Genomic DNA, 22,249 nt, shown 5'->3' with positions numbered 1-22,249 from the left:
AGCCAGGGGGCTTTCGCCCCCCAGCTCTCGGTTGGCTTAGCGAACGTCGGGGATCGGCGAAACCGTGATGGCGTAATCGCCCCGGCCGCACTGGTCATCGACCGTGGCGTTCTGAAGCGCGCCGCGCTTTGCCAGCTCAACGACCGGCACCTGGCACACGGCGGCATCGGCACCACTGAAGCCAACCGTCAGCTTTTCTTTGCTCGCCTTGAGCAACGCGGCCAGCTTGTCCAGCGTGGCGCCGGTCTTGGCACTCACCGGCTGCATGTCAGCGGCCGGGTAACGGATGACCAGCTTGTCCAGGGCTTCGGCCTGGCCGTCCTTGGTTTCGACGGTCTTGGTATGCACCTGAGCATCCAGGCCAGCTGCCTTGGCTTCGGCTTCCAGTTCGCGGAACTCCTTGAGCTGGGCTTGATAGGACGCAATGCCTCCGACAATCGCCCCAGCAGCGCACACCGTCAGGGCCTTGTCTTTCTTGCCGGTCAGCAGGGCGATGCCTGCACCGGCAGCGCAGCCAATCCCGCCGGCCTTGAACAGGCGCAGCTTGTTGGTCTTTTGGGGTTCGGGCCGGGTGCTGTCCTGGGCAAACGAAAGCCCCGGAGCCAGCAACGCGGCGATGGTGAGAGTGAGGATGAAACGCTTCATGGGTATGCCTCCTTATGAGGTAGTGGGGAAAGGGTTAGAGTTTTGGAGGCAGGAACGCCGAGGTAGCAGCAGAAGCTCGACTGGGTTCGGCAGCCGGTTGCTTGGAGAGGGTTTCGGCGTCGGGTTCTTGCTGCGCCAGGAACTGGGAAAACGCTTGAAGGGTTTTCACCACCAGTTCTTCATTGGCCTGGAGCGCCGCGCTCTGCTCTGCTCGCAAGTCCGCCAGCGCGCTTTCTAGGGCAAGGGCATTCCGCGTTTCGGATTCGCGGACCGTGGCTCGGATGTCGCCCAACGCATCGGACGCTTCAAGCCCCTGAACCACGCCCCGGTTTTTCTCCAGGACCGCCAGGCGCAAATACTTGTTCAAGGAAACGCCTTGTTCTTTCGCGCAATACCGCGCGCTCTCCAACTCATCGGGAGCGATGCTGAAAGATTTGGTTAGAAGCGACGGACGACCCACTTAACCCCCTGCAATGAAAATCCACACCCATGGATTAGCAAAGGATTTAAGAAGCGCAAGTGGGCTAAGCCGTTTTTCTTCTTTTTTTCTGGGGTTCCGGCCATTTTTCAGCCGAACGGTTGGCCAAGTTGTTAGCCAAGACTGAAAACAAGGCGCAGCAAGGCCTGGGCGGGCGGAAAGGCGCAGCGTTTCTAGCCAAGCCGGAAAAACACTTCAGTGCGACTTGTGTATGGCCTACTCCCCATAAAGTTATGAAATCCCTTATCAGTGAATGGGGAGACAAATCGGTTCCTCGCAATCGTCCCCCAGTTTTCGCTCCACCGATCTTGCGCTTCCGCTTTTCCCCGGTAGTTGTATGAGAAAGCCCTTCACTCGCCACAACCCGGAGACCCCAATGCCCCTCACCCCCGCCACGCTCAGCCCCTCGGAAAAGTTTGCGCCAGCCCCCGTAGCCTCGCTCCCCACCCACCCCGTCTCCCTGCTCCTACCCCGCCCCGCCCGCCCTGTCTCAGAAATCGGGGACCGTCGTTTTCCCCAGTCGCGCGCCCTGCCCCTGTTCGCTTTAGTCAAGCGGAGGCCAGCATGGGATCCCGTGAGTGGTTGGGTTCAGTCACGCTGCCGGGGTGTTCGGAAAGCCCTGTCTCCATTCGTTTTAGTCAACTCTGCTTGGGGGTTCGGGTGGTGGAGTGCTGGGTTCTTGCATCCCTTTCGGGTGCCTGGAAAGCCTTGAGTCAATCCGTTTTAGTCAAGCGGGCTGACCTTGCTCTCATTCGCTGTCCCCCGGCCTTCGATCAGCGGTTGGCGGTCCAGTGTTGGGCTGGGAATGGATTAGGCAAGCAGGTTCTGGGTTTTGGATCGGCGGTTGCTGGGGAGGTTCGACAGGCCCGGCAAAGCGTTTTAGTCAAATCTTTTTCAGGCTCCGGCAACGACCCACTGCCCCCGTTCCGCGATCCGTGTGCTGGGGGTGGATTGAGCGGCTGGGGGTGTCCCATGCTTGAGCTGCCCCCCTTCTTGGATGCCATTGCCCGAGCCGATGCCCCGATGGAAGGCAAGGCCAACGGGTGGCAACGCAAAGCAGGACTGGCAGAGTTCGGTAACGCCTGCGCCTTCTGCTCCGGTCCACTGGACCTGTCCTCTCCCAAGTCCTGGACGGCTACGTCGCTGGTGCCCGCGCAACTGGGAGGCCCCGTCGGTGTCGTGGAGAACTGGGTGCCTGCCTGCCGCCCTTGCGCAGCTTCCAAGGGCCTGCGAGACATCGTGAGCTGGAAAGAGTGGAAAGCGTCGGCGCCCCCTGGCCGTGTGGCCATGCTGCTGGATAGGCGTCGTTCGGCGTTGCTCTACGCGGAGAATCACTTCACCCCCCTATCGCGTCACTCGAAGCGTGAGCGCGTGCTCTCCTGCCTGGCCGCGCGTTTCGCCAAGCCCCGCTTCCGCGTCTATGCCTGGTTGGGTGAGGTGGATGGAGAGCGCGTGGGCTTGGTGGGCTGGAGCACCCGGGCTGGGGATCCGTCCGCTGTTGGTGAAGCCCTGCTGGCGTTACGAATGAGGGACGGGGCCGAGGTGCTGGCAGAGGGCCAGGTGACGCTTCTGCGGGTGCCGGTAGACGCGTTCCTGAGGGCCGTGTGGTCGCTGATTGAAGACCACGGGATCGTCGTGCAGCTGGACGTGCCAGGCGGCGGCCCGCTCGATGCAAACGACTGGAGAGAGTGCTGGCGCCACCGAGTGATGGACCCTGTCAGTAACCACAAGCGCGTTCCGATGGCCGGCGGCCCGTCGCTGCCTCATGCTCCCAAAGTGCTGTCCACCAACCCGGATTCCGTTCGCCGGCTGGCCCAGCTGCAGGCCGCAAAACGTGCTGACCGGTTGGATGAAGCAGAGCTGGCGTATCGCGAGGCTATGGCCCGGAAGAACAAATACCTGGAGCGGGTAAAGCGCGGCCTGGAGGCCCCGATGCCGCTGGACGAATACCGGGCGTGGAGCGATGAGGTTAGATATCTACAGACTGTCTGGGCGCGATTGGTAAACGAGAGCACGGGCTAACGCTCGGCGCGAAATGCTGGCCTATGCACCAATGAGGTATTCGTTGCCCTTGATCTTCTGCAGGTAGGCCCACGTCCCAGACAGCGCCAGATTCGAGGGGGTTGTTTGCAAGCGGAAGGCGCGATCACGGTAGGCATCACCCGAGTCGCAGTAGGCGGTGATGAAGTCGTAGCCCTCCTTCCCATGGAAGCGGAACCGATCCCCTTCTACACACTTCAGCAAGGCCTCGGGGAAGCATTCCAGCACCTTGCGCCTCCCGAACTTGACGGTCAGCGTCGGCGGCCCGTCCTCGTCAAACACCACCTCGTATGAGCTTGCTTCGATTTTAAGGAGCTCGGACAGGTGATGGATGGTTCCATAGCCGTCGTTCTCCACCTCACCACACATGATCGCCATGCGAGCCACGGCCGGGAAATGCTCCCAGCGCCAGTTCTGAATCCTGTGGGGATAGGGGAACCAACGCTTCTCCAAGCACTCGGGCACTAGCGCGTGAAGTTTCTTAGCGTTGAACCGTGGGATCCTCGAAACAATGGAGTCGGCTTGGGCGATCAGACCGCGGATCTGCTCCACGTCGAGGCTCTCCCCTTTCAGCCGCTCATCTGGGATGCCGTGTGCCTTGAACGCCTCTTGCGAGGAAGGTCTGGCCACCTCCTGGTAGCCGGTATACACGGCAGCAGGATGCGCGTTGCCGTCCTGCCCCTTCTCGACCAGCACGCACATGATGTGAATGATCGGGTCGTCTCGCGTCACGCCAGTTGTGTCGCACTCGACCAGGAGCACGGGGAAATCGATGGGCTTGTTCCTTGCCATTGCCAACCTCCCCTGACGGCACCTGATTTGCGCGCTTGTGCTCACATCCTACTACGTGTTGACCAGGTGCCGCCTCTCCTACTCCCCCAAGCCTGGGCTGGCGGTTCGCCAGAGCCGGCCTCTCACGATGAGGTAACGGCCGTAGGAAGTGTTTAGCGCCACCTCACCGCTTTCAGAAAGAAGGCCTTCTTCCGATCGGCGGTATAGGTGGCACCGCGTTGTGCAGGTCTCTCACAAGCTCCTGAAAGTTACCATTGAAATCCGGACCATTCGAAAGGTTGACGTAGAAACGCCCCTAAGATTAGTTGGCATGTGCGCGGCATCCCTGGGATCGCGAATCACTGGAATGAACCTCATGGACAATGGATCGTTGGCGAGGTCCGCTGCGGTTACAAGGTGTTCGTAGCCGACACCACCCACCCTACCGTTCGCACGATTCATGTAGTTCTCGGTGCAAACGACAATCACGCGATCGCATGCTGCCGACTGCTCCATGAAGTGAGGCAGATTCTGGCCGAACCTCAAGTGGGTCCTATCAGATATCGCATCGATTCCGTTCATCCTTAAGGCGTTGACCAAGTTCCGCACCCATTCGATGTGCTCGGGGGAGTCCCACGAATACGAAACAAATACCTTAGGGGGTGGGGTCTGATCGTTCTCAAGCAGCCCGTATCGAAGCAGGACATCATAGAGATCAGCATCTTTAACAGCCCAGTGTGTCCGGGTGTGCTCCCAGCTTCTATCTGCGGCGACATCAAGCGCGGCAAACATCTCGCGAAGAGCCAACGCGGGAATAGGGCTCACACTCGCATCGAAAGACCACGTAATACGCACGCCACCATATCGAACTTGTATATCGTCAATCTTGCCAACACGGGCAGGAAGGCCGGCCTCGCGACCACGGTCTTCATAAGCAAAGAGCGCAGGAATGCCTTTCAAATATTGGATAGTTTGTTGATCTAGGGCGCCGAACCGATCAATAAGAGGCTGTGCCGTGTATTCCAGGAACCTGGCTAGCTCAAGAACGAACTCGTCCTGATCCCAGGTGCCCTCCTGGTAGACCATCAGCAAGTTATACATGCAAGATCCTAACAACTTCCAAACATTGAGTATGCCTGCAACTCGGCCTTAGGAAACGATCGGCACACGCTGGGCGCCCCGAGCGCACCTGCGCCGGTCCCAGCCGCTAGAAGGTTAGTGGTTGGTGCAGATGCTTCCCGCTGAGTGCTCAGGCGCCCTCTCAAGGCTGCTCAGTTCTAGGCACCGGTCCACCAACTGCCTCATCGCCTCGCCCAGCGAGATCCCGGCCACCCGGGCATCATCCACTAGGCGCTTGGCCACCTCTTCGGTCACCTTTGGGTCCGGCAGAATCGCGCCGTAGCGCCTCCCATCCGGCCCATGCTGGGCACGGGCTCGGGGCCCGAACGGCTGGCGGATGTCGGCATGGGCGGCCACCAGGGCAGCCAATGCACTGCTGGCCGTGAGCCCCTGCTGGCGAGCGAGAGCCCGGAATGCGGCCGCCTTGGCCGGGGCAATGCGAACCGTGGGCAGCCGGCGCGGGGCCGGCTGCTTGGGTCGGATGGCGTAGGGGTTACGAACCACGAGCGATCTCCTGCAAAACGCTATTGCTCCTCTTTTTTAAATCTTCTTTGTGGAGCTTGAGAAGCTCTCGCATATCTAGGACATGCGCATCGCTTTCAATCAGAACGTTGGATGCATCGACGTAGATCAGCTCTTTCTTCGGTCCAGACAACCGGCGCGGGGCCGGTTGCTTGGATTGGATGGCATAGAGCTTAGGCATCTTCATCCTCGCCCTCCTGTCCGTAGGCCCAAACAAAACGCGTTTCATCCACGATGCGCATGTTGCGCCAGCCCAGTTTCTGCTCCAGATCTTCCATGCCGGCTTCGGCTTCGGCGAGTGTCGAGTATTCCGCGTTGTCGATGGGCTCCCAGTTGCTGCTCCAGCTGTTGGTGGAGTAGTCAGCTTCGATGGTGAAAGTGTTTTTTTGCATGGCGGTTACCTTTTTGGCCTTTTCGGTCAGCGGTATTGCTTTCCTGTAAATCCAGGTTACGACAGGCCCTGAAAATGTAAACTCAAAAACAACACATTTATTTGACTAAAGTGTAGAACTGACGGGCAACCGCAGAAAACACACAAACCCTGAAACGCCTCACGTTTCCAGCCAAGCACCGGGCCCGGCGGAAGCCGAGGCCCCACCCGCCTTTCCTCCACAACGCTTTTGCTCTAGCCGCTTTTGCCGTTGCTCTTTCCACCCGCCGCCAGCCATAAAAAAGGCGACCCATGGCCGCCTGTCTTTCACTGCCACCCGAGGGATGGCGTAGGACCTGCTCATAGCTCTGCAGCGATTTCCTCGTGATCCAACGCTTCGGAAACCTCGGCCAGGGTGGCATACCCGCGGAGACTGGATTGGTGTTTCCCGTCCGAGAGTTCCCAGCGCGGCATGGCTTCGCAGTTGTTGGCGGCTTCCATTTTGACGTGGAGCCCAGCTTCGGAGAGTCGCAGTCCCAAACGGGCGGCGCGGTTTTCGAGGGTTTGGCGGCGAGGGGTTTTCATGATGAATCCTTGTTTGGTTTTCAGGTCAGCGGTATTGCCTCCCTACAAATCCAGGTTACGACAGGGCATAAAAATGTAAACTCAAAAACAACACATTTGTTTGACTAAAGTGCAGAACTGACGGGCAACCGCAAAAGACACCAAAACCCTGAAACACCTCACACTTCCAGCCAAGCACGGGCCCGGCGGAAGCCGAGGCCCCTCCCGCCTTTTCTCCACAACGCTTTTGCTCTAGCCGCTTTTGCCGTTGCTCTTTCCACCCGCCGCCAGCCATAAAAAAGGCGGCCCATGGCCGCCTGTCGTTCACTACCAACCCAGGGCTACCGTTGTTTCCTCGCCCGCCCCACGATGGCTTTCCGAACCTGTCTCCGCATTGGATCCAGGTCATCGGTTGCCGTGGTCACGACGAGGCGACGCTTGCTCTTTTTGAGCTCCTGGCAAGCCCAGGAAGCCAGCGCAATGAGCGCGGTGGTGAGAATCGGCTGTTCTTCCCCGGTGACGTCCTGAATCTGCTCCCGGAGCTTGGGCGGCACGGTGACCATCGTTCGCTCCACACGCGCCCCGTTCTCGTCGCGGTAGTCGAACATGGTGGAGTCGCGTCCCACGTCCAGATGAACCCTCTGGCCGTCCCGCAGGTAGGGCCGCTCCTCCGAGTAGTCGAAATAGGTTCTCCGCCCAGGCGCGTCCCCTGCAGCCACCATCAGCTCTGCCAGCTGCTCCTCGGAAAACTGGTCCAGATCAATGAGCGGCGCATACGTGCGTTGCGGCTTGGCGTGGACCACTTTCGCGGCTTTGGACAGGTCTTTGCGGGCTTTGGCAACGGCGTTCTTGGCGGGGGTCTTCTTGGCAGCCATGAGGTCCGGCAGGGGCAGCATTGGGAGCTCCATCATGCCTGCCCCCGGCCCGGGTTGGCCAACCTTTTTTGGATAGCCTGACCTACCCGCAAAATGTCTTCTCGGGCCTTGTCCACCCCAGCTCCTCGCATGGAGAACACGGTTTCCCCCAGTTCGTAATAGCTGGCCAGTGCTGCGCGTTCGGGAATGACGATGGCGCCTGCCAGGCTGGGATCTTCCAGCCGGCGGCGGTGCTCCGCCCGCTTGAGGTTGACCCGATTGGCGACCGGCAGGAAGGGCTTGCCCTGACGTCGCAGCGTGTCGATGGTCCGCAGGTAGACGACGTAACTGCCCCCGTCGAGCAGCGTTGGGACGATGTAGAGGTCCGCGTCCGGCAGCTGGTCTTTCACTGGGGCGCTGGGCGGCAGGTCTTGAATCTCCAGGTCGAAGCCTGGGGATGAGGCACGGCTCACGGTGAACGGCGTTTCCCCGTCGCTCATCGCTGACCACGCCACGGAACCGCATTGCGGGTCGCGGTCGTTGACGAGCACGCGGGATTGGCCGGCAAACGCGGCGGCGAGGTTGAGCGAGAGCGTGGTGCGCCCCACACCCCCTTTGAAGCAACAGACAACGAGACGCATGAGATGGGCTCCTTTTATGGGTAGGTCGTGCAACACACTACGATGCAAACCTATTCCCGCAAGAGCCATGCAGTGAGGGGGTTTCAGCGGTGCAGACGTCTTACGTTCAGCGACCCTGGGGCCCGGCGGAAGCCGTGGCCCACCCTGCCGTTGTCTCCACCCCGCCTTTCGGCGGCGAGTAGCCGCCGGCACGCGCTTCAAACCTCTTCAGCGACCGGTTGCTGAGTCTTGATGAACGCTGGGTGGTAGCGGTGAAGGTGGGTGTTCATCAAATTTGCGGTATGGCGTGCGAACCATGCCTGCATGGCCGGGCAAAGAACGCCCCCGCAGACCTCCGCCAGCGTTTGGCCGTCTGACACCTGACGCCGCTCCAGCTTCCCCTTGTGCCCCCGTCGCACGACGAAACGCTCCCCAATCCGGACCAGCGGGTTGGCCCCGGCGTCCATGAGCGCTTCGACCATCGCGGCATAGCGCGCCGCAAGGATCCGGTCCGACTGGATGGCTTTGGAATACATGACGCTCGCGACGGCCAACGCGGTGATGCCAGGATCACCGGCCACGCCAGCGTCAAGGTCGGGCGTCCCCTTGAGTGTGTGGAGCCACCCATAGAAGGCCAGCGGGTCGTTGGTTTGGATGGCCCTGATGAGGCTTTCGGTCCCGGCACTCATTGCCCACCTCCCAGAACCCCGATGAGCACCAGGGCCACCAGCACGTAGAACGGCACCAGCACGATGTTCCACCATGCCTTGGAAACCTCTTGCAGCACGCTTCCTTGGCGATGCTCCGCCGGCAGTTGATAGAAGCGCACCAGGGCGCGCCCGGCGGAGATGGGGTTGGCGACCAGGTCCCGGTAGAACACCGCGGTGCTCAGGACACCGACAAACAGCAGGGCCATGTTCAAAATGCTCATACGAAGCGCTCCTCTTCCTTCTTCCAACGCCGCTCATGGCGGGCGCGGGTGGCCAAGCGCTGGATCCTGCGGTGTTTGTCGGCCAGTTGGTTCAGGCCATTGGTGCGGTCCAGGAACCGCGCGGCGGTGTGGAGTTGGAAATGCGCCAGGTCGGTGCTGGCAGGCTCGACGGGATGAATCTTCATGTCTTCACTCTCTTTTTGTGGATAGGTCGGTTTACCCATTAAACCGCTCCTACACACGATCCAACCACATCGCCAACCGATGTCAACCCATTGATTTGAAAGATTTTTGACTAAAATCAAGAACTGCCGTCGGGGCTTGTCAAAACGCGGTTGTGTCGCATGCTGAAGTGCATGACACCGCATGCCCGCCCTCGCCGCCGTTCTTCCGCTCCAGGCTTTGGCCTGGTCGAGTTGCTGCTCGCATTGGGTGTTGCCACGGCCATGGGCGCCGCCGCGTTCTGGGTCTACCCCCGCGTTACTACTCGGGTCAATGTGGCGTCGGACGTCGAGAACGTTCGGGACCTGGCCAGCCGCGTTGATCGGTCCCATGGCGTCATTGGCTCGTTCCGCGGCGTCAGCACGTTGAACGTGCTTGAAGATGGGCTTGCCCCCGCCGACTTCCGCCAAGGCAGCGCAGCGACCATGAGCAACGCGTGGGGCGGCGCAGTGACCGTGTCCCCGGCCACGGTGCGCTTGGCGGGGGATGCCTTCACCGTGGGGCTGTCTGGGCTTCCTGCGCGGGCCTGCGTGCCGTTCGTCTCCGCCATCGCGGACGACGTGAACGTGCGGGACGTGATCGTGGGCAACACCAGTGTTTTGCTGAGCAACCGAGGGAGCCTGGACGTCCCCGGCTTAGGATTGGCGTGCGGGGTCGATGGGGCCGTGGTCGAGATCGTCTATTACTCGGGCATGGTGGCTGGGTCGTCGGTCGCCGTGGTACCCACGCTTCCCCTGCCCTCCACGCCCGCCGTCCCTGGCCCTTCAACGCCGACCCCGGCGGGGCCCGTCACTGGTGCGCCCAGCGTGAGCGATGCGGTGCCGGGCGTTCCTGGGAACGTGTCGCCAAGCCCTGCAGTTGCTCCTTTCCCGGCTCTTCCACCGCTTCCTGTTGCGCCCAGCGTTCCGGTGCCTCAGCCGCTCCCAACGCCGGTCCCCACCCCGGCTCCGCCGGCCTTGGTGCCGTGCCGGCAATCGGAAAGCTCGGCGGCCCGGGCGAGCTGTCCGGCGGGCACGTGGGGCACAGAGACGGTGCGCACGCGCCAGGTCTGCGCTCCCGGCGACGTGTATCCAAACTCAGACGCTGCATGGGAGCATCCCGAGGCCTGGGTTCAATCCCAGAGCGTGGTGGCCGTGACGGCGAGGGATTGCCAGGCCTGCCCTGGAGCCGCCCAAGAGGAACGGGATCAATGGCTGCCCACTTCGCAAGCCTGCCCGTCAGGCCAAACCGGCACGCATACCTGGGAGCGGCAGCAGGTCAGATCGCGGGACGTGTTCACCCACTGCCCGTTTGGCACCACGACCCTGCCCGGGCCCACTTACGGCGGCTGGTCCCACTGGGTGGATACCGGGGCTCGTCGCTACGAGGTCAACACGTGCAAGCCCACGGCCGCTCGCTGCAGCGATGGGAGCTTGCAGGTTGTGGCGTGGCACTCGGCCGATGGGCAGGACGTGCCGCCGCCCTCGGGTTCGAGTGGCATTTCTTACTGGTATCCCGACGCCGTGGTGCGCCTGACAGCAGCGGAGAAAGCAAAGCTCGACTGGGCCATCAACCACGTGCCCATCCACCGGGTCGAGACGCCTGCACCGATGCCCGGCAACTGGCCCGCCAACGTGAGCGAGTCGGCTTTCTATGAAGAGCAATGCAACGCGCTTTCGGACGCTGGGAACATCCGTTATGCCTACTCCTACGATTTTGAGTGCGTCTCCAACATGGGCATGCACTACTGCGACTACAACTGGACCAGCGGCGGCACCTCTTTGGCCGTGTGCCGCCAGGCCTGCGCGTCCGATCTGGTCGGCAAGAGCAACAACCCCTATCGCTGGGAGTGGCCTGAGTCCTCGGTGGTGGCTTCGACGCCCTACACCACCTGCACGGGCCAGCCTGGATGCACGCCCAACGGCGGTTTTGGCACCCAGCAAGGCCTGCCGGCGTGCAACGAGCACAACGTGGGCCAGACCATCGCTTTCAACTGGTATCGCCAGTTCTACAACCCCGTGCGGGTGGATTACCAGTCGCTGACGCTGACGTGCAGGGGACCTGTGAGCTAGCGGCCAGAGGCAATCGTCGGACACGCACGGAACAGTGCACTACTCAGCTGGGGCACGAACGATGCTTGGCTGGGCGTCCCCATGACCTTCTGGACAAGCTCGTAACCAGAGACCTCCTCATAACGGGAGGGTATTCTTGCTTTGAGCCCATGAAGGCGCCGATTCGCCGTCAATGCGAGCTGGTTGTAAGTGGTCGCCGTGACGCGTCCACGCTGGGCTCCGTTGTATTCCCGGTTAGTGACGGTCGAGATATTGGATGCGACCGAATGACCGACCACGAAGGCATGGAAGAAGGGAACCCCTTCGATGCCTCCGCTGGAGACAAGCTCATCGACATACTCAGCCGCTTGATTCATCTCTTTGCGACCGATTTCAGAGCGCCCTTTCTTTAGCTCAATGAGTAGGACATCGCGCATCATCACCAGCTGATCCCTGGCAGTATCGAAAGTCTCCGTCCCAACAACAGAGAGTGTCGCATCGGATAGGACGACAATGTCAGGGCGTTTCGCTGCATTGGCAAACGCCTGTCCACCCTTTCTGACTTTGAACAAGCTGGTGGCGACGGTGCGCAGGGTATTGTTCGACGCATACTCCGAGCTATCGAACTCAGGACCAAACAGCCAACGCGCCTGCGTCACGAGCGGGTGGAGGGTGTGCAGCTCGTCAGCCTCCGGGTCGCCGCTGAGCTTCTCCATGGCCGCAATGATGGACAACCGACTGTCGATCTCGTCCAGAACGGTAAGTGCATCCTCCACCGTCCACTGCCCCAGCAACCTGTCGAGCCCGTCGATGTCGTGCTCACCCAGCTGCATCAGTTTGTCGAGGAAGCTTGAACCGCTTCGTGCCTTTTGAATCTTTATGACTGCCTTGACGACCTTGTTGAGCGTTTCAGGCGGTATGCCTGGTTGGTCATGCACCACCGCCTTCGTGAACTGCGCCACTTCAAGCATGGAACGCCTAGGCAGCGTGCGCAGATCCTCTCGATTCTTGTAGAGTGCGTCCTCTGAGTTTTCTTCAATCAAGTGGGCCGATAACTTTTCGACCATTTCCTGCGCATACCCGTTGGCCGCTTCGAAAAGGCGATCGGTGCGCTCGGTATTCTTGAACTTCGACCAGTCTGGTTCGACTTCGGACAGCCACTCTGCCCCACACTCGATCACGATGGCATAGCGCTTCGCAAAGCGCACCCGCCCATCCAGAACGGCCATTGGCCCAACGGTCCAACTCGGCAGCCCCACCAACCGATTGCTCACCCAGAATGCCACGCCTTGGTAACGCGTGGATTTGGCCGTGCGCGTTGTGTCCACCACATACGCGGTGACGCCAAAGCCTGGTTCAACCTGAATCTTGCGCTCTTCTAGAAGGCCCTCATGCTCAGACAGAGGGACGGACTGGCCGTTCACCGAAACGATGAACTGCGGGTCGTGTAGGAAACGTCCCGACAAGACCGTTCTGATCCGATCTGGATCCGGGCGGTGGCGTTCAACCTCTACCAACAACCGGGTGCCATGGCCGGAACGGGTGCCTGTTTCATGGCTCTGGATGTAGAACGGGGACGGCTGATTTCGAGTGCCGATCACGAAGGTTGAGAGAACGCCGTTCGTCCAAGTTTCGACCGTGTAATGATCAGAGAAGCACAGAAGGCCATGGCGACCAATGCCGTTGCGCCCGAAGGCCATGCGCACCCAATCGCGACGCCCCGACGGAAACTGGACGTTCGCCCCTTGGCTTCGATGCCGGTTGTATCCCAAGGTCATCCAGCGCTTGCGAAACTGATCCTCGGTCATTCCATGGCCATCATCTTCCACCGACAGCAAGCCACCTGTTTCCTCCGGGATGATCACGGCAACCTTAGCCGCTCCCGCATCCCATGTGTTGGCCACCAACTCGGTTAGCGCTACATCTGGGTCATAGCCAATCCGCCCGAGTGACCGCAGCACGTAGTCTTCTTCAAAGAGAGCTTCGTTGGCTGCTTTGCCCTTCTTAGCCATGGGGATGTCCGCTAAATGCTTGATTGGTAATGGTTGCAAGACTATGCCGCCTTCTGCCGACTTTGGCAAAAAAGCTAAGCCCTACCCATCTCACCTGCCGCGACGCCAGCGGGCGCGTGTTAGCTGGGGAGTGCGGTTCTATCCCACGCGCGCTTGACCCACCCCAACACGACGGCCAGCACGCCGATCAGGAACACGCCATACAGCCACGCGCCGTAGAACGCCATCGTGGCCACCTCTCCATACACGGGATGCTCTGCATACTTGAACCCCAGAACGGCGGCCGCCACCACCGTCACCACGCCCAATCCGCCCCGAGCAGCGCCCCTTTCAGGAAGCCGTGCTTCCGAAAATACGGCATCCGCCCCGTTCGGACGTGCCAGTCCCAGAGCCGCTGAGCCCGGAGATGGAGCGCCAGGCAAAATGCCAAAAACGCGAAGACGAGCGCACCGGGCACACAACAGACCACGCCGATGAAGAAGTCGCGCTTCATCACCTCCAGGCCGGCCGCCAGCCCAACCAGGCCCAACGGGCCCAAGATGACGCTAGGGAGGATCAGCGCGGATGGGCCCGGCGGCGCATACACAACTTGCTGCGGCGGATAGCGGTTCATATGGTCCTCCCCTGTTGGATGGCTGCACGCTTGATCGAGACCGGCGTGCAGTCAAGCGGTGGACTGCCGCCCGTTTAGCCCGCGGACGTCCCTTCGTCCTTCACCTCGACCGGCTGCCAGCCCTCGCCTTGCGGGCGGAACACTGCACGCAGCTTCGGCTTGAGGGTGCTCGGCTCATCCTTGGTGGGCTGGCCGCCGATGTAACCCAGGGCCTTTACCGACCCGCCGATCAAGCACTCTTGATCCCCATTCGGCTTCTTCTCGCAGTCGAGATCCAAGCCGCCCGCGTCGGTCACTTCAAACCGCCAAGAGCGCTGGAGGGTTGCCTGCCTCCCCTGCTCGGTGAAAAAGCCTTCCACGACCTTCACCCCATCCTCCTTTGAGGGGCCCTTGTCGCCAGAGCAGGCGGTCAGGGTCAAAAGTGCCGCTGCTGCGGCCACGATCAGTGCGTGCTTCATGTCATGCGTCCTTGTCTTTGGAAGGGGTGATGCCGATGATCTGGTTCTTGTAGCCGATCTCGAGGCGGTCGATTTGGAGAACGATGTCGGGCAGGCCGTTGGGCTTCAACCTGCCCTCCACGACCTTGAAAAAGATTCGGTCTCCCGTGGCGTCGCGCCCCACCCGTCGCAGCTCGGCCGCGTCTTCCGGCTTCAATCGCAACGCGGCGTGGTAGCGCCCGCCATGCTCGACCCCGACCACCGCACTGCCCTTGCCCAACGGCGAAGGGCCGATAACGGCCGTCGGAAGAAAGTCAGGCGAGCGGGGATACCAGTCGTGGTTCATGACCAGCACGTAGGCGTGGAGAATGTTGGTCTTGGGGTCGATCTCCACGTCGATGTAGGGCCGCAGGTAGAACGCATCGGTAGAGGCGATCTGCCGCGCCTTGGCCTCAAACGCAGAGGCCGGATCGCCTTGCAGGCCTACGCGTTTGAACTGGTGCCCCATGAGCCAATGCAGTGGGTTCGCATCGCCGGTGCCAGGGCAGCGCCGGCCTTGGCCTGGGCAAAGAGGTTGTCTTCGCACATGCCGAAACCGGCCGACGCGGTGGCCGCCAAGCCCCACCGGATCCGGGTGTAGCCGTCGAGCACTGGAGGGTCGCCGTCGTCCCAGTAAGTGCCTGCCGGCTCCAGGTAACGCTTGGTCGCCGGGGCCGAGGCGGCGTCCTTGCCCGCCTGCATCAACCCCTTGCCAATCCTTCCCAAAATGCCGTCCTGGGCGGTGGCCGTCCCGCTGGCCAACGCCAGGCACACGGCCACGGCTGCAATCGCTTGCTTCATGCATCCCCTGATCCCGGCCACCATGGCCTTATTTGCCATTTTGGCAAATGCGGTGCAGCATGGGAAGCGGCAGACTTGGGGATTGTTCCCGGTTCGTGATCGCCCATGCCTGCCCCTCTCGCCCCAGCTCACACGTTTGGCCGCCGCTTGCGCGAGGCCCGGCTGGCCAAGGGCCTGACGCAAGCACAGTTGGGGGCCGTGCTTGGGTTGGACGAGGAAAACTCCGCCGCTCCCAGGGTTTCTCGTTACGAGAGAGGAGATCGCGTGCCGGATCCTGCAACGATGGAAAAGCTGGCCCAAGCACTTGGCATGCCGGTCGCCTATTTCCATGCCACAAATGATCTAGTGGCAGAGACGTTGCTGGTGATGTCGCGGCTTGAACCCGAACAGCAGCGAGAGCTGCTGACGAAGGTGAGGGATTACGCCCAGAGCCGTGGCGTGGCCATCCTCCCGAGTAGCGACAACGATCTCAGGGAAGAGAAGACATGCTGAAACGACTTCGACGCTGGTGGCTGCAGCGGGATGCGCCAAGCCCGATGGCACCGGAGCAGTTGCAGGCGCTGATGGACATCAACCTGCTAGAAATCCAGTTGGCGGCATTGGACGCCCTCAAGTCCTCGACGCCAGCCGCGGAAGCGGCCAGACTGCGATCCCATGCTTGGCTCGCGTCGATGCGTGGGCAAGGCCCGGTCGGGACGCCGAACTGGAGCGAACTGCGGGCTGAAGCGCGAGCACTGAACCGTGATCTGGCAGCCGCCCTGGCTGCCGCCCAGATCGATGCCCCCTCAGAGGCCTGATCCCTACCGTTCGGGAAAACCATTTCCCCATCCCCTACGACCATCACCGACTTGCCTCCAAATGTGACCCGCGTCACTATTGCGGAAGGGGAACGGAGCCTTCCTGGCTCTGGCCATTCACAGGGGAAGTGACCGATGGCGAACAAGAATGGGGCCGCTGCGCCTACGACTCTGGAAGAGTGGTTGAATGGCCGCCCAAGCTGGCTGCGCATGGCCGCTTCCACGGTGATCCAGCACCGCCGCATGCCGAACGAAGAGGAGATGGAGGCGCTGGCGGATCACTGCCTGGCCGAGGCAGCCAAGAAGCTGGATGCTCCCCACCCGGCGTTGGCACCGGGAACCATCTTGGGGACACCCACCGCCGCTGAGCTTCGCATCGACTCGGTCTCCTCCATCTGCGGCGTCAATGCCCTTGGCGAGGACGCGGCATTGGACCTCAGCCAAGGCCAGATGACCGTGGTCTACGGACCCAACGGGGCCGGGAAATCGGGCTACGCCCGTTTGATGAAGCACGTTTGTGGCGCGCGGGCCAAGGGATCTATCCACGGCAACGTGTTCAAGCAGAATCCCGATGCTGCCTCTGCCTTGATCAAAGTCACGGCGACCCGATCCGACGGCACGACATCGTCTGCTGATCTCACTTGGCAAGCATCCGACGGCCCCCACGCGACATTGAAAGCGGTGCCGGTCTTCGACTCAGCCACAGCGCTGGAGTTCGGAGACAGCGCCACCACCGCCACCCATCTTCCCCGAGCTATGCGGTTCGTCGGGATGCTCATCCACATCTCAGACGATCTCGCCACCCGATTGAAGGCCCGCGCCGCCAAGCTCACCAGCAAACTGCCCATCATCCCGGAAGACCACGCGCAGAGCAGCGCTGCAACGGTCCTCCGGAAGTTGACGGCGAAACTGACCGAAGAGGAGATCAACCAGCGTTGCGCCTTCCCCGCTGCACTGAACGATGAGCGTTTGGCACTGGAGACCGCGCTGGCCCAGGCGAACCCTGAAGTGGCCCACGCCAAGGCCGTCGGAGAGCTGGAACGCTTGTCGCAAATGGCCGCGAGCATCTCGGCATTGAAGGAGAGCTTGAACGACGAGAAGGCCCAAGCCCTCTTGGATGCCCGCAGCAATGCAGAGGTCAAGCGCCAGGCCGCCACCGCCTATGCCACGGCATTCCTCAACGGGTTGCCGCTCAAGGGCATCGGAGACGCCGTGTGGCGAACCCTTTGGGACGCTGCAAAGGCGTATTCGACAGGTCTTGCCTACCGTGACCACCCTTTCCCCCACGTTGGGGACGAATCCCGTTGTGTCCTCTGCCAGCAACCGTTGGGAGACGACGGCAAGGCCCGCTTGGCCAGCTTCGAGAGCTATCTCAACGACACCCTGCAGACAGAAGCCAAGAGCGCGGAAGACGCGCTGACGGCGCTGAAGAAAGCGTTGCCCAGTCCTCTCACCGATGTCGCCTGGCAGGCCCAGTGCGCTGCTATTGGCTTGGAAGCCCCCAAGCCACTGAGCTGCTTGAGGCCATCCATGCGAGGTTGAAAGCCATGGCCGAGGCCACGGCGGCTCCGGCAGTGCAGTGGTCTACATGGACCAACGCCTACGATCAGAAGGTCAAGACAACCACCGCTGATCGCGACGCGCTGGCGGGCTTGCTGGACCCGACGGGGCGGAAAGAGAAAGAAGCCCGCCTAGCAGAGCTGAAAGCACAACAGTGGCTATCGGAGCAGCGCGATGCGGTATGGGCCGACGTGATCCGCCTCAAACGCGCGGGAACGGTGGAGGCTGCTGTTCGGTCTACCTCAACCAGCCAGTTGACGACGAAAAGCAATGACATTGGCGAGTCGGAGTTGGCCAAGGGCTATTGCGACCGCTTCAATGCCGAGTTGAAGGCGTTCGGGGGCCATTCGCTGCCCGTCCGCATGTCGTATCGATCCCAAGGCAAAGGGGCGTTCACGTTTTACGTTGAGCTGAAGGACGCGCAAGGCGCCCAGAAGAATCGGGAAATCCTGAGCGAGGGCGAGCAACGCATCGTGGCGTTGGCGGCCTTCCTGGCCGACGCGACAGGGCTTGAACGGGGCATGCCGGTGATCTTCGACGACCCCATCTCCTCCCTGGATCAGCGCTTTGAGGAGGCGGTCGCCAAACGCCTGGTAGATCTGGCCGAGCGTCGCCAGGTAATCGTGTTCACACACCGGTTGTCGCTGATGGTCCTCCTTCAGAGCGCCGCCAAGCAGCGGGCCAACCTCGATCAGTCTACGGTCAAGGTCGCGGTTGAATCGATCGTCCGCGATGGAAGCAGGACCGGCATGCCGGCACAGATCAATACGTTCTCTCTGAAGCCACAATCCGGCTTGAACCAAATGATCAGCAGCATCGGACAGCTTAAGAAGCTTGATCCGCCGCTAAAAGAACTTGCCCTGAAGACCGCCTGCAGCAACTTCCGAATCTTGGTTGAGCGCTCCGTAGAGGACGAACTTTGTTCGGGCATCATCAACCGCTATCAGCGCGAGATCAACACGCGCAACAAGCTACAGCGGCTCAGCGCAATCACTCCGACAGACTGCGCACTGATCGACGGCATGATGACCAAGTATTCTGCGTTTGAGCACTCTCAATCCATTGATACACCAACGTGGCTTCCAGAGCCGGACGAGCTCCTTAAGGACGTGCAAGACATGCTCGAATGGTGCAAGAAGTTCAGTAAGCGAGCGGAAGCGGCGGCGAAACCCAAGGATTAGACCAAAGCTATCCGCCATCTCCCTTTACTGAGGGAATCGCTGCCATCAGAAGCGCTGCTCGCCAGCGCTTCCCACAGCAGCTGGCAGCCCTTGATGCAACTCATGCGCGCGAAGAAACGCGTGCAGCCACTCTTCCGCGTCCTTGACGCCCGTCAGTTCCCGAATCACCACCCCGGCCAAGCAATCCCCAGGGACGGCGAACGGGTCGTTGTCCAAGTCGCTACGGGACAAAGGAGAGTGGAAATCGGCCCTCTCGTGGAACGCCTGAAGCAGCTGCTGCCTGACAGCAATATCCCGGCGCGCCGTCCATGCGAGCCGAACGAGCTCCGACGGTGGCCAGGGCGGAGGGTTCATCAGAACTCGTAACCGTCTGGCACGCCCGACGGGATGCCCTGCATGGGACCCGAATAGCCCACCTGCTGGACGAGGCTCTGAGCGGTTCGCGTCATGCGATCCAGGCGTTCCGGGACTTGGTCCAGGGCGAACAGAACCATGCCAAGAATGGCGATGTTGAGCAGTTTGTTGAAAAGTTTTCGCACGAGCGGGGTCCTCCGTGGTTGTCAGGGGTTCTGGTTTCAAAAAAGTTGGTGGTGTTGGGCGATGCCGAACAAGCAAAGCGCCCAGGTGGCCGCAATCGTTGGAGGAGCCAGGCAAAGCGGCACGCCGAGGGCGATGTCCGACAGCTTGGCCTTGGGGTCGGTGACCATCTCCCATCCCAGCTTGGCTGCCCCCATCCCCGACATGGCGTCGATCAGGAATCGCAGGAGGGCTCCAGGGGTGGAGGACCGGGCGGGCGCTTGGGTTTGGCTGCGGGTATTCATCAGAGCGCATCCAGTCGATCAGCAATGGCCAATCCGGCGACCAATCCAGCCAAGAGGCAAAAAGCAAAGAACGTCAACATGGGGTTTCCTTTGGTTAAAGAGCATCGGCGCTCTTCTCTGATCTCAAAGTAAAAGAAAACCAACTTTTCGCAATAGATTGACCCTACATTTTTATGACTAAAACACAAAACTAACGGAAAAAAGCAGAAAACACAAAAACCCTAAAACACCTCACATTTCCAGCCCAGCGTCGGGCCCGGCGGAAGCCGAGGCCCCACCCGCCCTTCCCCCAATGCGCTTTTGCTTCATGCCACTTTTGACGTTGCCTTTTTCTCTTCAAGAGCTCAAAAGAACGCGGCCTGGGCCGCGCCTGAAAAGCCCCCTTCGGGGAGGAAAGACCCAGCGCCGAGGCTTCCGCCCCAGCGTCCGCGTGGCTGTCCTTGGCCCCATGCCCGCAAAAGGCAGTCCGATTCGTCAGGCGCTGGCTTGGATGCATCGCCAGACCAACTGGCGAACGGCTTCTGTCTGACGAATCCCAACTCGGTTGGCGTCGATGAGCAGGGCCATGGCGACCTGGGGAGCCACCTGCACACTGGGAAGCGCGGTTTTATAGCGCTCTCGCCCCTTTGCCTCTCCGGCCCACGGCGTCGGGCATCGAGGGGAAAACGGTTCTCGGATCCGGGCGTGTTGCTCGATGAGTTGAGCCAGTGCAGCGCGCATGCTCAGGCTTTGCGCGGCGGCCAGGGCTTGAAACGCGGCTTTGCTGGGCGCGTCAATCCACGTTTCATGGATGGTCTCCACAAGTGGCATGTTGTTCCGCTTGGGTTGTAGCGTGTAGCGGCTCATCCGCTCCTCCTCTTCTCCTTCAGGTCTGCTCTTACATACAACCCCGAATCCATAAAAACGAGGGCCATCTCACGAAACGAAACGCCCGCCGGAAACTCTTGACTCCAGACCACAATCCCATCTTTGAGGTAGCTGTATTCCTGGCGAGTCACTACGCCAAAGCCATCTTCTGAGTCGCACATGTATTTGACCCGGTGGCGGTAACCGGCGTTCTCGATTTCAATCAACTCTTTCATTCGAACCCTGCTTGTGAGGGCCAGAGGACGTAGCGCCTTGTCATGCGGTCCTCCGGCTGGGCTTGGCCATCCATCCTTGGGCGGCCGCTTCTTCAGCGGTCAGCAACGCGGAAGTGCCCAGGAAGCGTGTGAGCTGGTAATGGCCGATGGTGTGGGGATACCGCTGGAGGTGGGCGTGCATGGCTTTGTCGAAGTAACACTGACCACCCGAGCGGCGTTGATAGGCGAAATAGCGGCGGCGACGCGTTGCTGGGGGCTTCATGCCGAACCCCCGCAATCGTCGCAACGCTGCATCTCTGCCGGATACGTTGAGAAGGGGTAGGCCCCTTTCTGCCCCACTTCCCCGCAGCACCCACACCGCATGAGTCCCCGGACGGTTTGGCAAATCGCGGCCTCCGGGCCTTGCCAAACCACGCCGACAACCACGGCTTCCCAGGAGCTGCCGCTCCGGGCCACCACGGTGAGCCTGTCGCCGTTCCGAACATTCGGGGCGGGCACCCGGGCGCCCCACTCGCCCGACTTGAGTTGGTGGGGGCTGGCGTGGTGGTGGGCCATTAGAAGACCCCCCGATAACCAAGGGCAACAAAGCCTGACCGGCCAATAGCGCAAGCAATCATTAGAAAACCTTTGAAGAGGGGGCATTCCCTCGCTACCCACGCAAACTAAGCCACCCTCATAAAATCGCAATACTTTCGCCCTACGTTTTATCGACTAAATATCAAAACCGCCGCAAGGGCCGCAGATCGCCGGAAAACTTGAACCGCAGCACATTTCCCGCCCAGCGTCGGGCCCGGCGGAAGCCGAGGCCCCACCCGCCCTTCCCCAATGCGCTTTTGCTTCATGCCACTTTTGACGTTGCCTTTTTCTCTTCAAGAGCTCAAAAGAACGCGGCCCGGGGCCGCGCCTGAAAAGCCCCCTACGGGGAGGAACGGCCCAGGGCCGCGGCTCCCGCCCCAGCCCCCACTTTTCCTTCACTTGGTTTCAACGCCCACAAAAAAAAGCCCCGGTTTGCCGGGGCTCTGTCTGCAACGCTCAATGGCAATCAGGCCTTGAACGGGTGCGCCGGCCATTCCTGGTCCGGGTGTTTCTTTTTCCACGCTTTACCTTCAGCAGTTTCGGCCCATGCAAGGAAGGCCTTCGGCTGACGTCCAGTGCCAGCCCACGTGGTCCCATCCGGGATCTGGAACTTCGGGGCGCGACTGATGCCGGCGCTTGCAGAAACCGCCTTGCGTGGCTCAAGCAGCGCCTTCAGATCGTTCTTCTGCTTCGTCGTGTAATGCTGCGCAAACTGCTGCAAGGTCTCGTAGACGCCTGCAAAGCTGGCCCCGGCTTCGGCCGCCAGCGCGTCGCCTTCGGCCTTTTCCATTTCGGCCACCAAGGCCTCCGCTTCAGCCTTTTTCTTGCGGATTTCTTCGAGCGTCAGTGCCACGGTTTTCCCTTGGATTTGGTCAAACCCCGATCCTGCCGTTTTGCAAGATCACTGTAAACCCTCTAACCCCGGCTCTCCAGTGGCGACTGCCACGGGGCTTCACCCTCAAAAGTCACTGAGGGCATGCCTTCCGCCGGCCACTGGAGCAAGCCCTTGGCGGTTCAGGGGACCGGCCGTGCCCACCTCCACGTTCCACCATGCAATGCCGCAATGTCCAGGGGCAACCGGGCGCCGGCAAAGCCTTGGGCAGCGGTCCCGCGATCCGGGCGTTCAGGCGGTCAACCAGGTGCAAGGCGTGCTTGTGGAAGATG

30 protein-coding genes are annotated in these 22,249 nt (G+C 61.1%); 6 read left to right on the top strand and 24 right to left on the bottom strand.

Features of this window, described 5'->3' with window-relative positions; genetic code table 11:
• Positions 1–36: 36 nt before the first annotated feature.
• Entirely contained in the window at positions 37–645 is a 609-nt protein-coding gene (locus DL544_RS06135) for a hypothetical protein (protein WP_049419283.1), read from the bottom strand.
• A 34-nt stretch (positions 646–679) separates the two neighbouring features.
• Positions 680–1,012 (bottom strand): hypothetical protein, encoded by a 333-nt coding sequence (locus DL544_RS06130; protein WP_130519073.1) that lies wholly within the window; start codon positions 1,010–1,012, stop codon positions 680–682.
• A 1,083-nt stretch (positions 1,013–2,095) separates the two neighbouring features.
• Between DL544_RS06130 and DL544_RS06125 the strand changes: the two genes are divergently transcribed.
• Positions 2,096–3,145 (top strand): hypothetical protein, encoded by a 1,050-nt coding sequence (locus tag DL544_RS06125; protein WP_139726880.1) that lies wholly within the window; start codon positions 2,096–2,098, stop codon positions 3,143–3,145.
• A 21-nt stretch (positions 3,146–3,166) separates the two neighbouring features.
• Here DL544_RS06125 and DL544_RS06120 read toward each other — a convergent pair whose 3' ends face one another.
• The 11 genes from DL544_RS06120 to DL544_RS06075 all read right to left on the bottom strand — a co-directional run bounded on the left by DL544_RS06120 (position 3,167) and on the right by DL544_RS06075 (position 9,138).
• Positions 3,167–3,715, bottom strand: coding sequence for a hypothetical protein (locus DL544_RS06120; protein ID WP_425524961.1), 549 nt, complete (start codon positions 3,713–3,715; stop codon positions 3,167–3,169).
• Positions 3,716–3,740: 25 nt separating this feature from the next.
• On the bottom strand, positions 3,741–3,863 hold the full coding sequence (locus DL544_RS22340) for a (2Fe-2S)-binding protein (RefSeq protein ID WP_425524960.1): 123 nt from the start codon (positions 3,861–3,863) through the stop codon (positions 3,741–3,743).
• Positions 3,864–4,186: 323 nt separating this feature from the next.
• Positions 4,187–5,035 carry a toll/interleukin-1 receptor domain-containing protein gene (locus DL544_RS06115; RefSeq protein ID WP_139726878.1) on the bottom strand — a complete coding sequence of 283 codons (849 nt, stop codon included), beginning with the start codon at positions 5,033–5,035 and terminating at the stop codon, positions 4,187–4,189.
• Between the two features lie 511 nt (positions 5,036–5,546).
• Complete coding sequence (locus DL544_RS06110; protein ID WP_024957697.1) at positions 5,547–5,762, bottom strand: hypothetical protein; 216 nt, start codon at positions 5,760–5,762, stop codon at positions 5,547–5,549.
• Entirely contained in the window at positions 5,749–5,967 is a 219-nt protein-coding gene (locus DL544_RS06105; protein WP_024957698.1) for a hypothetical protein, read from the bottom strand. The genes DL544_RS06110 and DL544_RS06105 overlap by 14 nt, the downstream gene beginning before the upstream one ends.
• A gap of 338 nt (positions 5,968–6,305) precedes the next feature.
• Positions 6,306–6,530 carry a hypothetical protein gene (locus DL544_RS06100; RefSeq protein ID WP_139726877.1) on the bottom strand — a complete coding sequence of 75 codons (225 nt, stop codon included), beginning with the start codon at positions 6,528–6,530 and terminating at the stop codon, positions 6,306–6,308.
• Between the two features lie 320 nt (positions 6,531–6,850).
• Complete coding sequence (locus tag DL544_RS06095; RefSeq protein ID WP_139726876.1) at positions 6,851–7,405, bottom strand: hypothetical protein; 555 nt, start codon at positions 7,403–7,405, stop codon at positions 6,851–6,853.
• A gap of 11 nt (positions 7,406–7,416) precedes the next feature.
• Positions 7,417–8,004 (bottom strand): ParA family protein, encoded by a 588-nt coding sequence (locus DL544_RS06090; protein WP_139726875.1) that lies wholly within the window; start codon positions 8,002–8,004, stop codon positions 7,417–7,419.
• Between the two features lie 197 nt (positions 8,005–8,201).
• Positions 8,202–8,672: a hypothetical protein gene (locus DL544_RS06085; RefSeq protein WP_139726874.1), complete on the bottom strand. Its 471-nt coding sequence runs from the start codon at positions 8,670–8,672 to the stop codon at positions 8,202–8,204.
• Entirely contained in the window at positions 8,669–8,914 is a 246-nt protein-coding gene (locus DL544_RS06080) for a hypothetical protein (RefSeq protein WP_139726873.1), read from the bottom strand. Before DL544_RS06080 ends, DL544_RS06085 begins: the two co-directional genes overlap by 4 nt.
• Positions 8,911–9,138: a hypothetical protein gene (locus DL544_RS06075; protein ID WP_139726872.1), complete on the bottom strand. Its 228-nt coding sequence runs from the start codon at positions 9,136–9,138 to the stop codon at positions 8,911–8,913. Before DL544_RS06075 ends, DL544_RS06080 begins: the two co-directional genes overlap by 4 nt.
• Before the next feature lie 120 nt (positions 9,139–9,258).
• Between DL544_RS06075 and DL544_RS06070 the strand changes: the two genes are divergently transcribed.
• A complete protein-coding gene (locus DL544_RS06070; protein WP_139726871.1) occupies positions 9,259–11,187 on the top strand; it encodes a type 4 pilus major pilin in 1,929 nt (642 codons plus the stop codon).
• On the opposite strand, the gene DL544_RS06065 is transcribed toward DL544_RS06070, so the two are convergent.
• The 5 genes from DL544_RS06065 to DL544_RS06045 form a co-directional block, all read right to left on the bottom strand.
• The gene (locus DL544_RS06065; protein WP_139726870.1) at positions 11,184–13,178 is read right to left on the bottom strand and encodes an ATP-binding protein; all 1,995 of its coding nucleotides are present in this window, start codon (positions 13,176–13,178) and stop codon (positions 11,184–11,186) included. The two genes, DL544_RS06070 and DL544_RS06065, sit on opposite strands and share 4 nt — an antisense overlap.
• Before the next feature lie 295 nt (positions 13,179–13,473).
• Positions 13,474–13,791, bottom strand: a complete 318-nt coding sequence (locus tag DL544_RS21605) for a hypothetical protein (RefSeq protein WP_255313067.1) — start codon at positions 13,789–13,791, stop codon at positions 13,474–13,476.
• A 74-nt stretch (positions 13,792–13,865) separates the two neighbouring features.
• Entirely contained in the window at positions 13,866–14,249 is a 384-nt protein-coding gene (locus tag DL544_RS06055) for a hypothetical protein (protein ID WP_114618597.1), read from the bottom strand.
• 1 nt (position 14,250) lies between these two features.
• Positions 14,251–14,736: a hypothetical protein gene (locus tag DL544_RS06050; protein ID WP_139726869.1), complete on the bottom strand. Its 486-nt coding sequence runs from the start codon at positions 14,734–14,736 to the stop codon at positions 14,251–14,253.
• A complete protein-coding gene (locus DL544_RS06045) occupies positions 14,712–15,107 on the bottom strand; it encodes a hypothetical protein (protein WP_176556908.1) in 396 nt (131 codons plus the stop codon). Before DL544_RS06045 ends, DL544_RS06050 begins: the two co-directional genes overlap by 25 nt.
• Before the next feature lie 66 nt (positions 15,108–15,173).
• Between DL544_RS06045 and DL544_RS06040 the strand changes: the two genes are divergently transcribed.
• From DL544_RS06040 to DL544_RS21595, 4 genes are all read left to right on the top strand, one after another.
• On the top strand, positions 15,174–15,560 hold the full coding sequence (locus DL544_RS06040) for a helix-turn-helix domain-containing protein (protein WP_024958708.1): 387 nt from the start codon (positions 15,174–15,176) through the stop codon (positions 15,558–15,560).
• A complete protein-coding gene (locus DL544_RS06035) occupies positions 15,554–15,865 on the top strand; it encodes a hypothetical protein (protein ID WP_136191685.1) in 312 nt (103 codons plus the stop codon). Before DL544_RS06040 ends, DL544_RS06035 begins: the two co-directional genes overlap by 7 nt.
• Positions 15,866–16,000: 135 nt before the next feature.
• Complete coding sequence (locus DL544_RS21600) at positions 16,001–17,407, top strand: ATP-binding cassette domain-containing protein (protein ID WP_255313066.1); 1,407 nt, start codon at positions 16,001–16,003, stop codon at positions 17,405–17,407.
• 5 nt (positions 17,408–17,412) lie between these two features.
• Positions 17,413–18,606, top strand: coding sequence for an AAA family ATPase (locus DL544_RS21595; protein WP_255313065.1), 1,194 nt, complete (start codon positions 17,413–17,415; stop codon positions 18,604–18,606).
• A gap of 45 nt (positions 18,607–18,651) precedes the next feature.
• Here the strand turns inward: DL544_RS21595 and DL544_RS21225 are convergent, their stop codons facing one another.
• From DL544_RS21225 to DL544_RS06005, 6 genes are all read right to left on the bottom strand, one after another.
• Positions 18,652–18,822 (bottom strand): hypothetical protein, encoded by a 171-nt coding sequence (locus tag DL544_RS21225; RefSeq protein ID WP_176556907.1) that lies wholly within the window; start codon positions 18,820–18,822, stop codon positions 18,652–18,654.
• A 137-nt stretch (positions 18,823–18,959) separates the two neighbouring features.
• The gene (locus DL544_RS06025; RefSeq protein WP_139726867.1) at positions 18,960–19,145 is read right to left on the bottom strand and encodes a hypothetical protein; all 186 of its coding nucleotides are present in this window, start codon (positions 19,143–19,145) and stop codon (positions 18,960–18,962) included.
• A 36-nt stretch (positions 19,146–19,181) separates the two neighbouring features.
• Complete coding sequence (locus DL544_RS06020; RefSeq protein ID WP_139726866.1) at positions 19,182–19,427, bottom strand: hypothetical protein; 246 nt, start codon at positions 19,425–19,427, stop codon at positions 19,182–19,184.
• Between the two features lie 474 nt (positions 19,428–19,901).
• The gene (locus DL544_RS06015) at positions 19,902–20,273 is read right to left on the bottom strand and encodes a hypothetical protein (protein ID WP_139726865.1); all 372 of its coding nucleotides are present in this window, start codon (positions 20,271–20,273) and stop codon (positions 19,902–19,904) included.
• Positions 20,270–20,509, bottom strand: coding sequence for a hypothetical protein (locus DL544_RS06010; protein WP_040008402.1), 240 nt, complete (start codon positions 20,507–20,509; stop codon positions 20,270–20,272). Before DL544_RS06010 ends, DL544_RS06015 begins: the two co-directional genes overlap by 4 nt.
• Positions 20,510–21,551: 1,042 nt before the next feature.
• Entirely contained in the window at positions 21,552–21,938 is a 387-nt protein-coding gene (locus DL544_RS06005; protein ID WP_139726864.1) for an H-NS family nucleoid-associated regulatory protein, read from the bottom strand.
• Positions 21,939–22,249 lie beyond the last annotated feature (311 nt).

The sequence above is a fragment of the Stenotrophomonas sp. pho genome, assembly GCF_006228405.1.
Lineage (GTDB): Bacteria > Pseudomonadota > Gammaproteobacteria > Xanthomonadales > Xanthomonadaceae > Stenotrophomonas > Stenotrophomonas sepilia.
This window is presented reverse-complemented; position numbering and strand designations above follow the sequence as displayed.

What these genes read in the sequence shown, in the direction of transcription:
- DL544_RS06135 (WP_049419283.1), bottom strand. Translation starts at nt 645, where the DNA reads ATGAAGCGTTTCATCCTCACTCTCACCATCGCCGCGTTGCTGGCTCCG.
- DL544_RS06125 (WP_139726880.1), top strand. Translation starts at nt 2,096, where the DNA reads ATGCTTGAGCTGCCCCCCTTCTTGGATGCCATTGCCCGAGCCGATGCC.
- DL544_RS06115 (WP_139726878.1), bottom strand. Translation starts at nt 5,035, where the DNA reads ATGTATAACTTGCTGATGGTCTACCAGGAGGGCACCTGGGATCAGGAC.
- DL544_RS06110 (WP_024957697.1), bottom strand. Translation starts at nt 5,762, where the DNA reads ATGAAGATGCCTAAGCTCTATGCCATCCAATCCAAGCAACCGGCCCCG.
- DL544_RS06105 (WP_024957698.1), bottom strand. Translation starts at nt 5,967, where the DNA reads ATGCAAAAAAACACTTTCACCATCGAAGCTGACTACTCCACCAACAGC.
- DL544_RS06100 (WP_139726877.1), bottom strand. Translation starts at nt 6,530, where the DNA reads ATGAAAACCCCTCGCCGCCAAACCCTCGAAAACCGCGCCGCCCGTTTG.
- DL544_RS06095 (WP_139726876.1), bottom strand. Translation starts at nt 7,405, where the DNA reads ATGCTGCCCCTGCCGGACCTCATGGCTGCCAAGAAGACCCCCGCCAAG.
- DL544_RS06090 (WP_139726875.1), bottom strand. Translation starts at nt 8,004, where the DNA reads ATGCGTCTCGTTGTCTGTTGCTTCAAAGGGGGTGTGGGGCGCACCACG.
- DL544_RS06085 (WP_139726874.1), bottom strand. Translation starts at nt 8,672, where the DNA reads ATGAGTGCCGGGACCGAAAGCCTCATCAGGGCCATCCAAACCAACGAC.
- DL544_RS06080 (WP_139726873.1), bottom strand. Translation starts at nt 8,914, where the DNA reads ATGAGCATTTTGAACATGGCCCTGCTGTTTGTCGGTGTCCTGAGCACC.
- DL544_RS06075 (WP_139726872.1), bottom strand. Translation starts at nt 9,138, where the DNA reads ATGGGTAAACCGACCTATCCACAAAAAGAGAGTGAAGACATGAAGATT.
- DL544_RS06070 (WP_139726871.1), top strand. Translation starts at nt 9,259, where the DNA reads ATGCTGAAGTGCATGACACCGCATGCCCGCCCTCGCCGCCGTTCTTCC.
- DL544_RS06065 (WP_139726870.1), bottom strand. Translation starts at nt 13,178, where the DNA reads ATGGCTAAGAAGGGCAAAGCAGCCAACGAAGCTCTCTTTGAAGAAGAC.
- DL544_RS21605 (WP_255313067.1), bottom strand. Translation starts at nt 13,791, where the DNA reads ATGAACCGCTATCCGCCGCAGCAAGTTGTGTATGCGCCGCCGGGCCCA.
- DL544_RS06055 (WP_114618597.1), bottom strand. Translation starts at nt 14,249, where the DNA reads ATGAAGCACGCACTGATCGTGGCCGCAGCAGCGGCACTTTTGACCCTG.
- DL544_RS06050 (WP_139726869.1), bottom strand. Translation starts at nt 14,736, where the DNA reads ATGGGGCACCAGTTCAAACGCGTAGGCCTGCAAGGCGATCCGGCCTCT.
- DL544_RS06045 (WP_176556908.1), bottom strand. Translation starts at nt 15,107, where the DNA reads ATGGCAAATAAGGCCATGGTGGCCGGGATCAGGGGATGCATGAAGCAA.
- DL544_RS06040 (WP_024958708.1), top strand. Translation starts at nt 15,174, where the DNA reads ATGCCTGCCCCTCTCGCCCCAGCTCACACGTTTGGCCGCCGCTTGCGC.
- DL544_RS06035 (WP_136191685.1), top strand. Translation starts at nt 15,554, where the DNA reads ATGCTGAAACGACTTCGACGCTGGTGGCTGCAGCGGGATGCGCCAAGC.
- DL544_RS21600 (WP_255313066.1), top strand. Translation starts at nt 16,001, where the DNA reads ATGGCGAACAAGAATGGGGCCGCTGCGCCTACGACTCTGGAAGAGTGG.
- DL544_RS21595 (WP_255313065.1), top strand. Translation starts at nt 17,413, where the DNA reads ATGGCCGAGGCCACGGCGGCTCCGGCAGTGCAGTGGTCTACATGGACC.
- DL544_RS06020 (WP_139726866.1), bottom strand. Translation starts at nt 19,427, where the DNA reads ATGAATACCCGCAGCCAAACCCAAGCGCCCGCCCGGTCCTCCACCCCT.
- DL544_RS06015 (WP_139726865.1), bottom strand. Translation starts at nt 20,273, where the DNA reads ATGAGCCGCTACACGCTACAACCCAAGCGGAACAACATGCCACTTGTG.
- DL544_RS06010 (WP_040008402.1), bottom strand. Translation starts at nt 20,509, where the DNA reads ATGAAAGAGTTGATTGAAATCGAGAACGCCGGTTACCGCCACCGGGTC.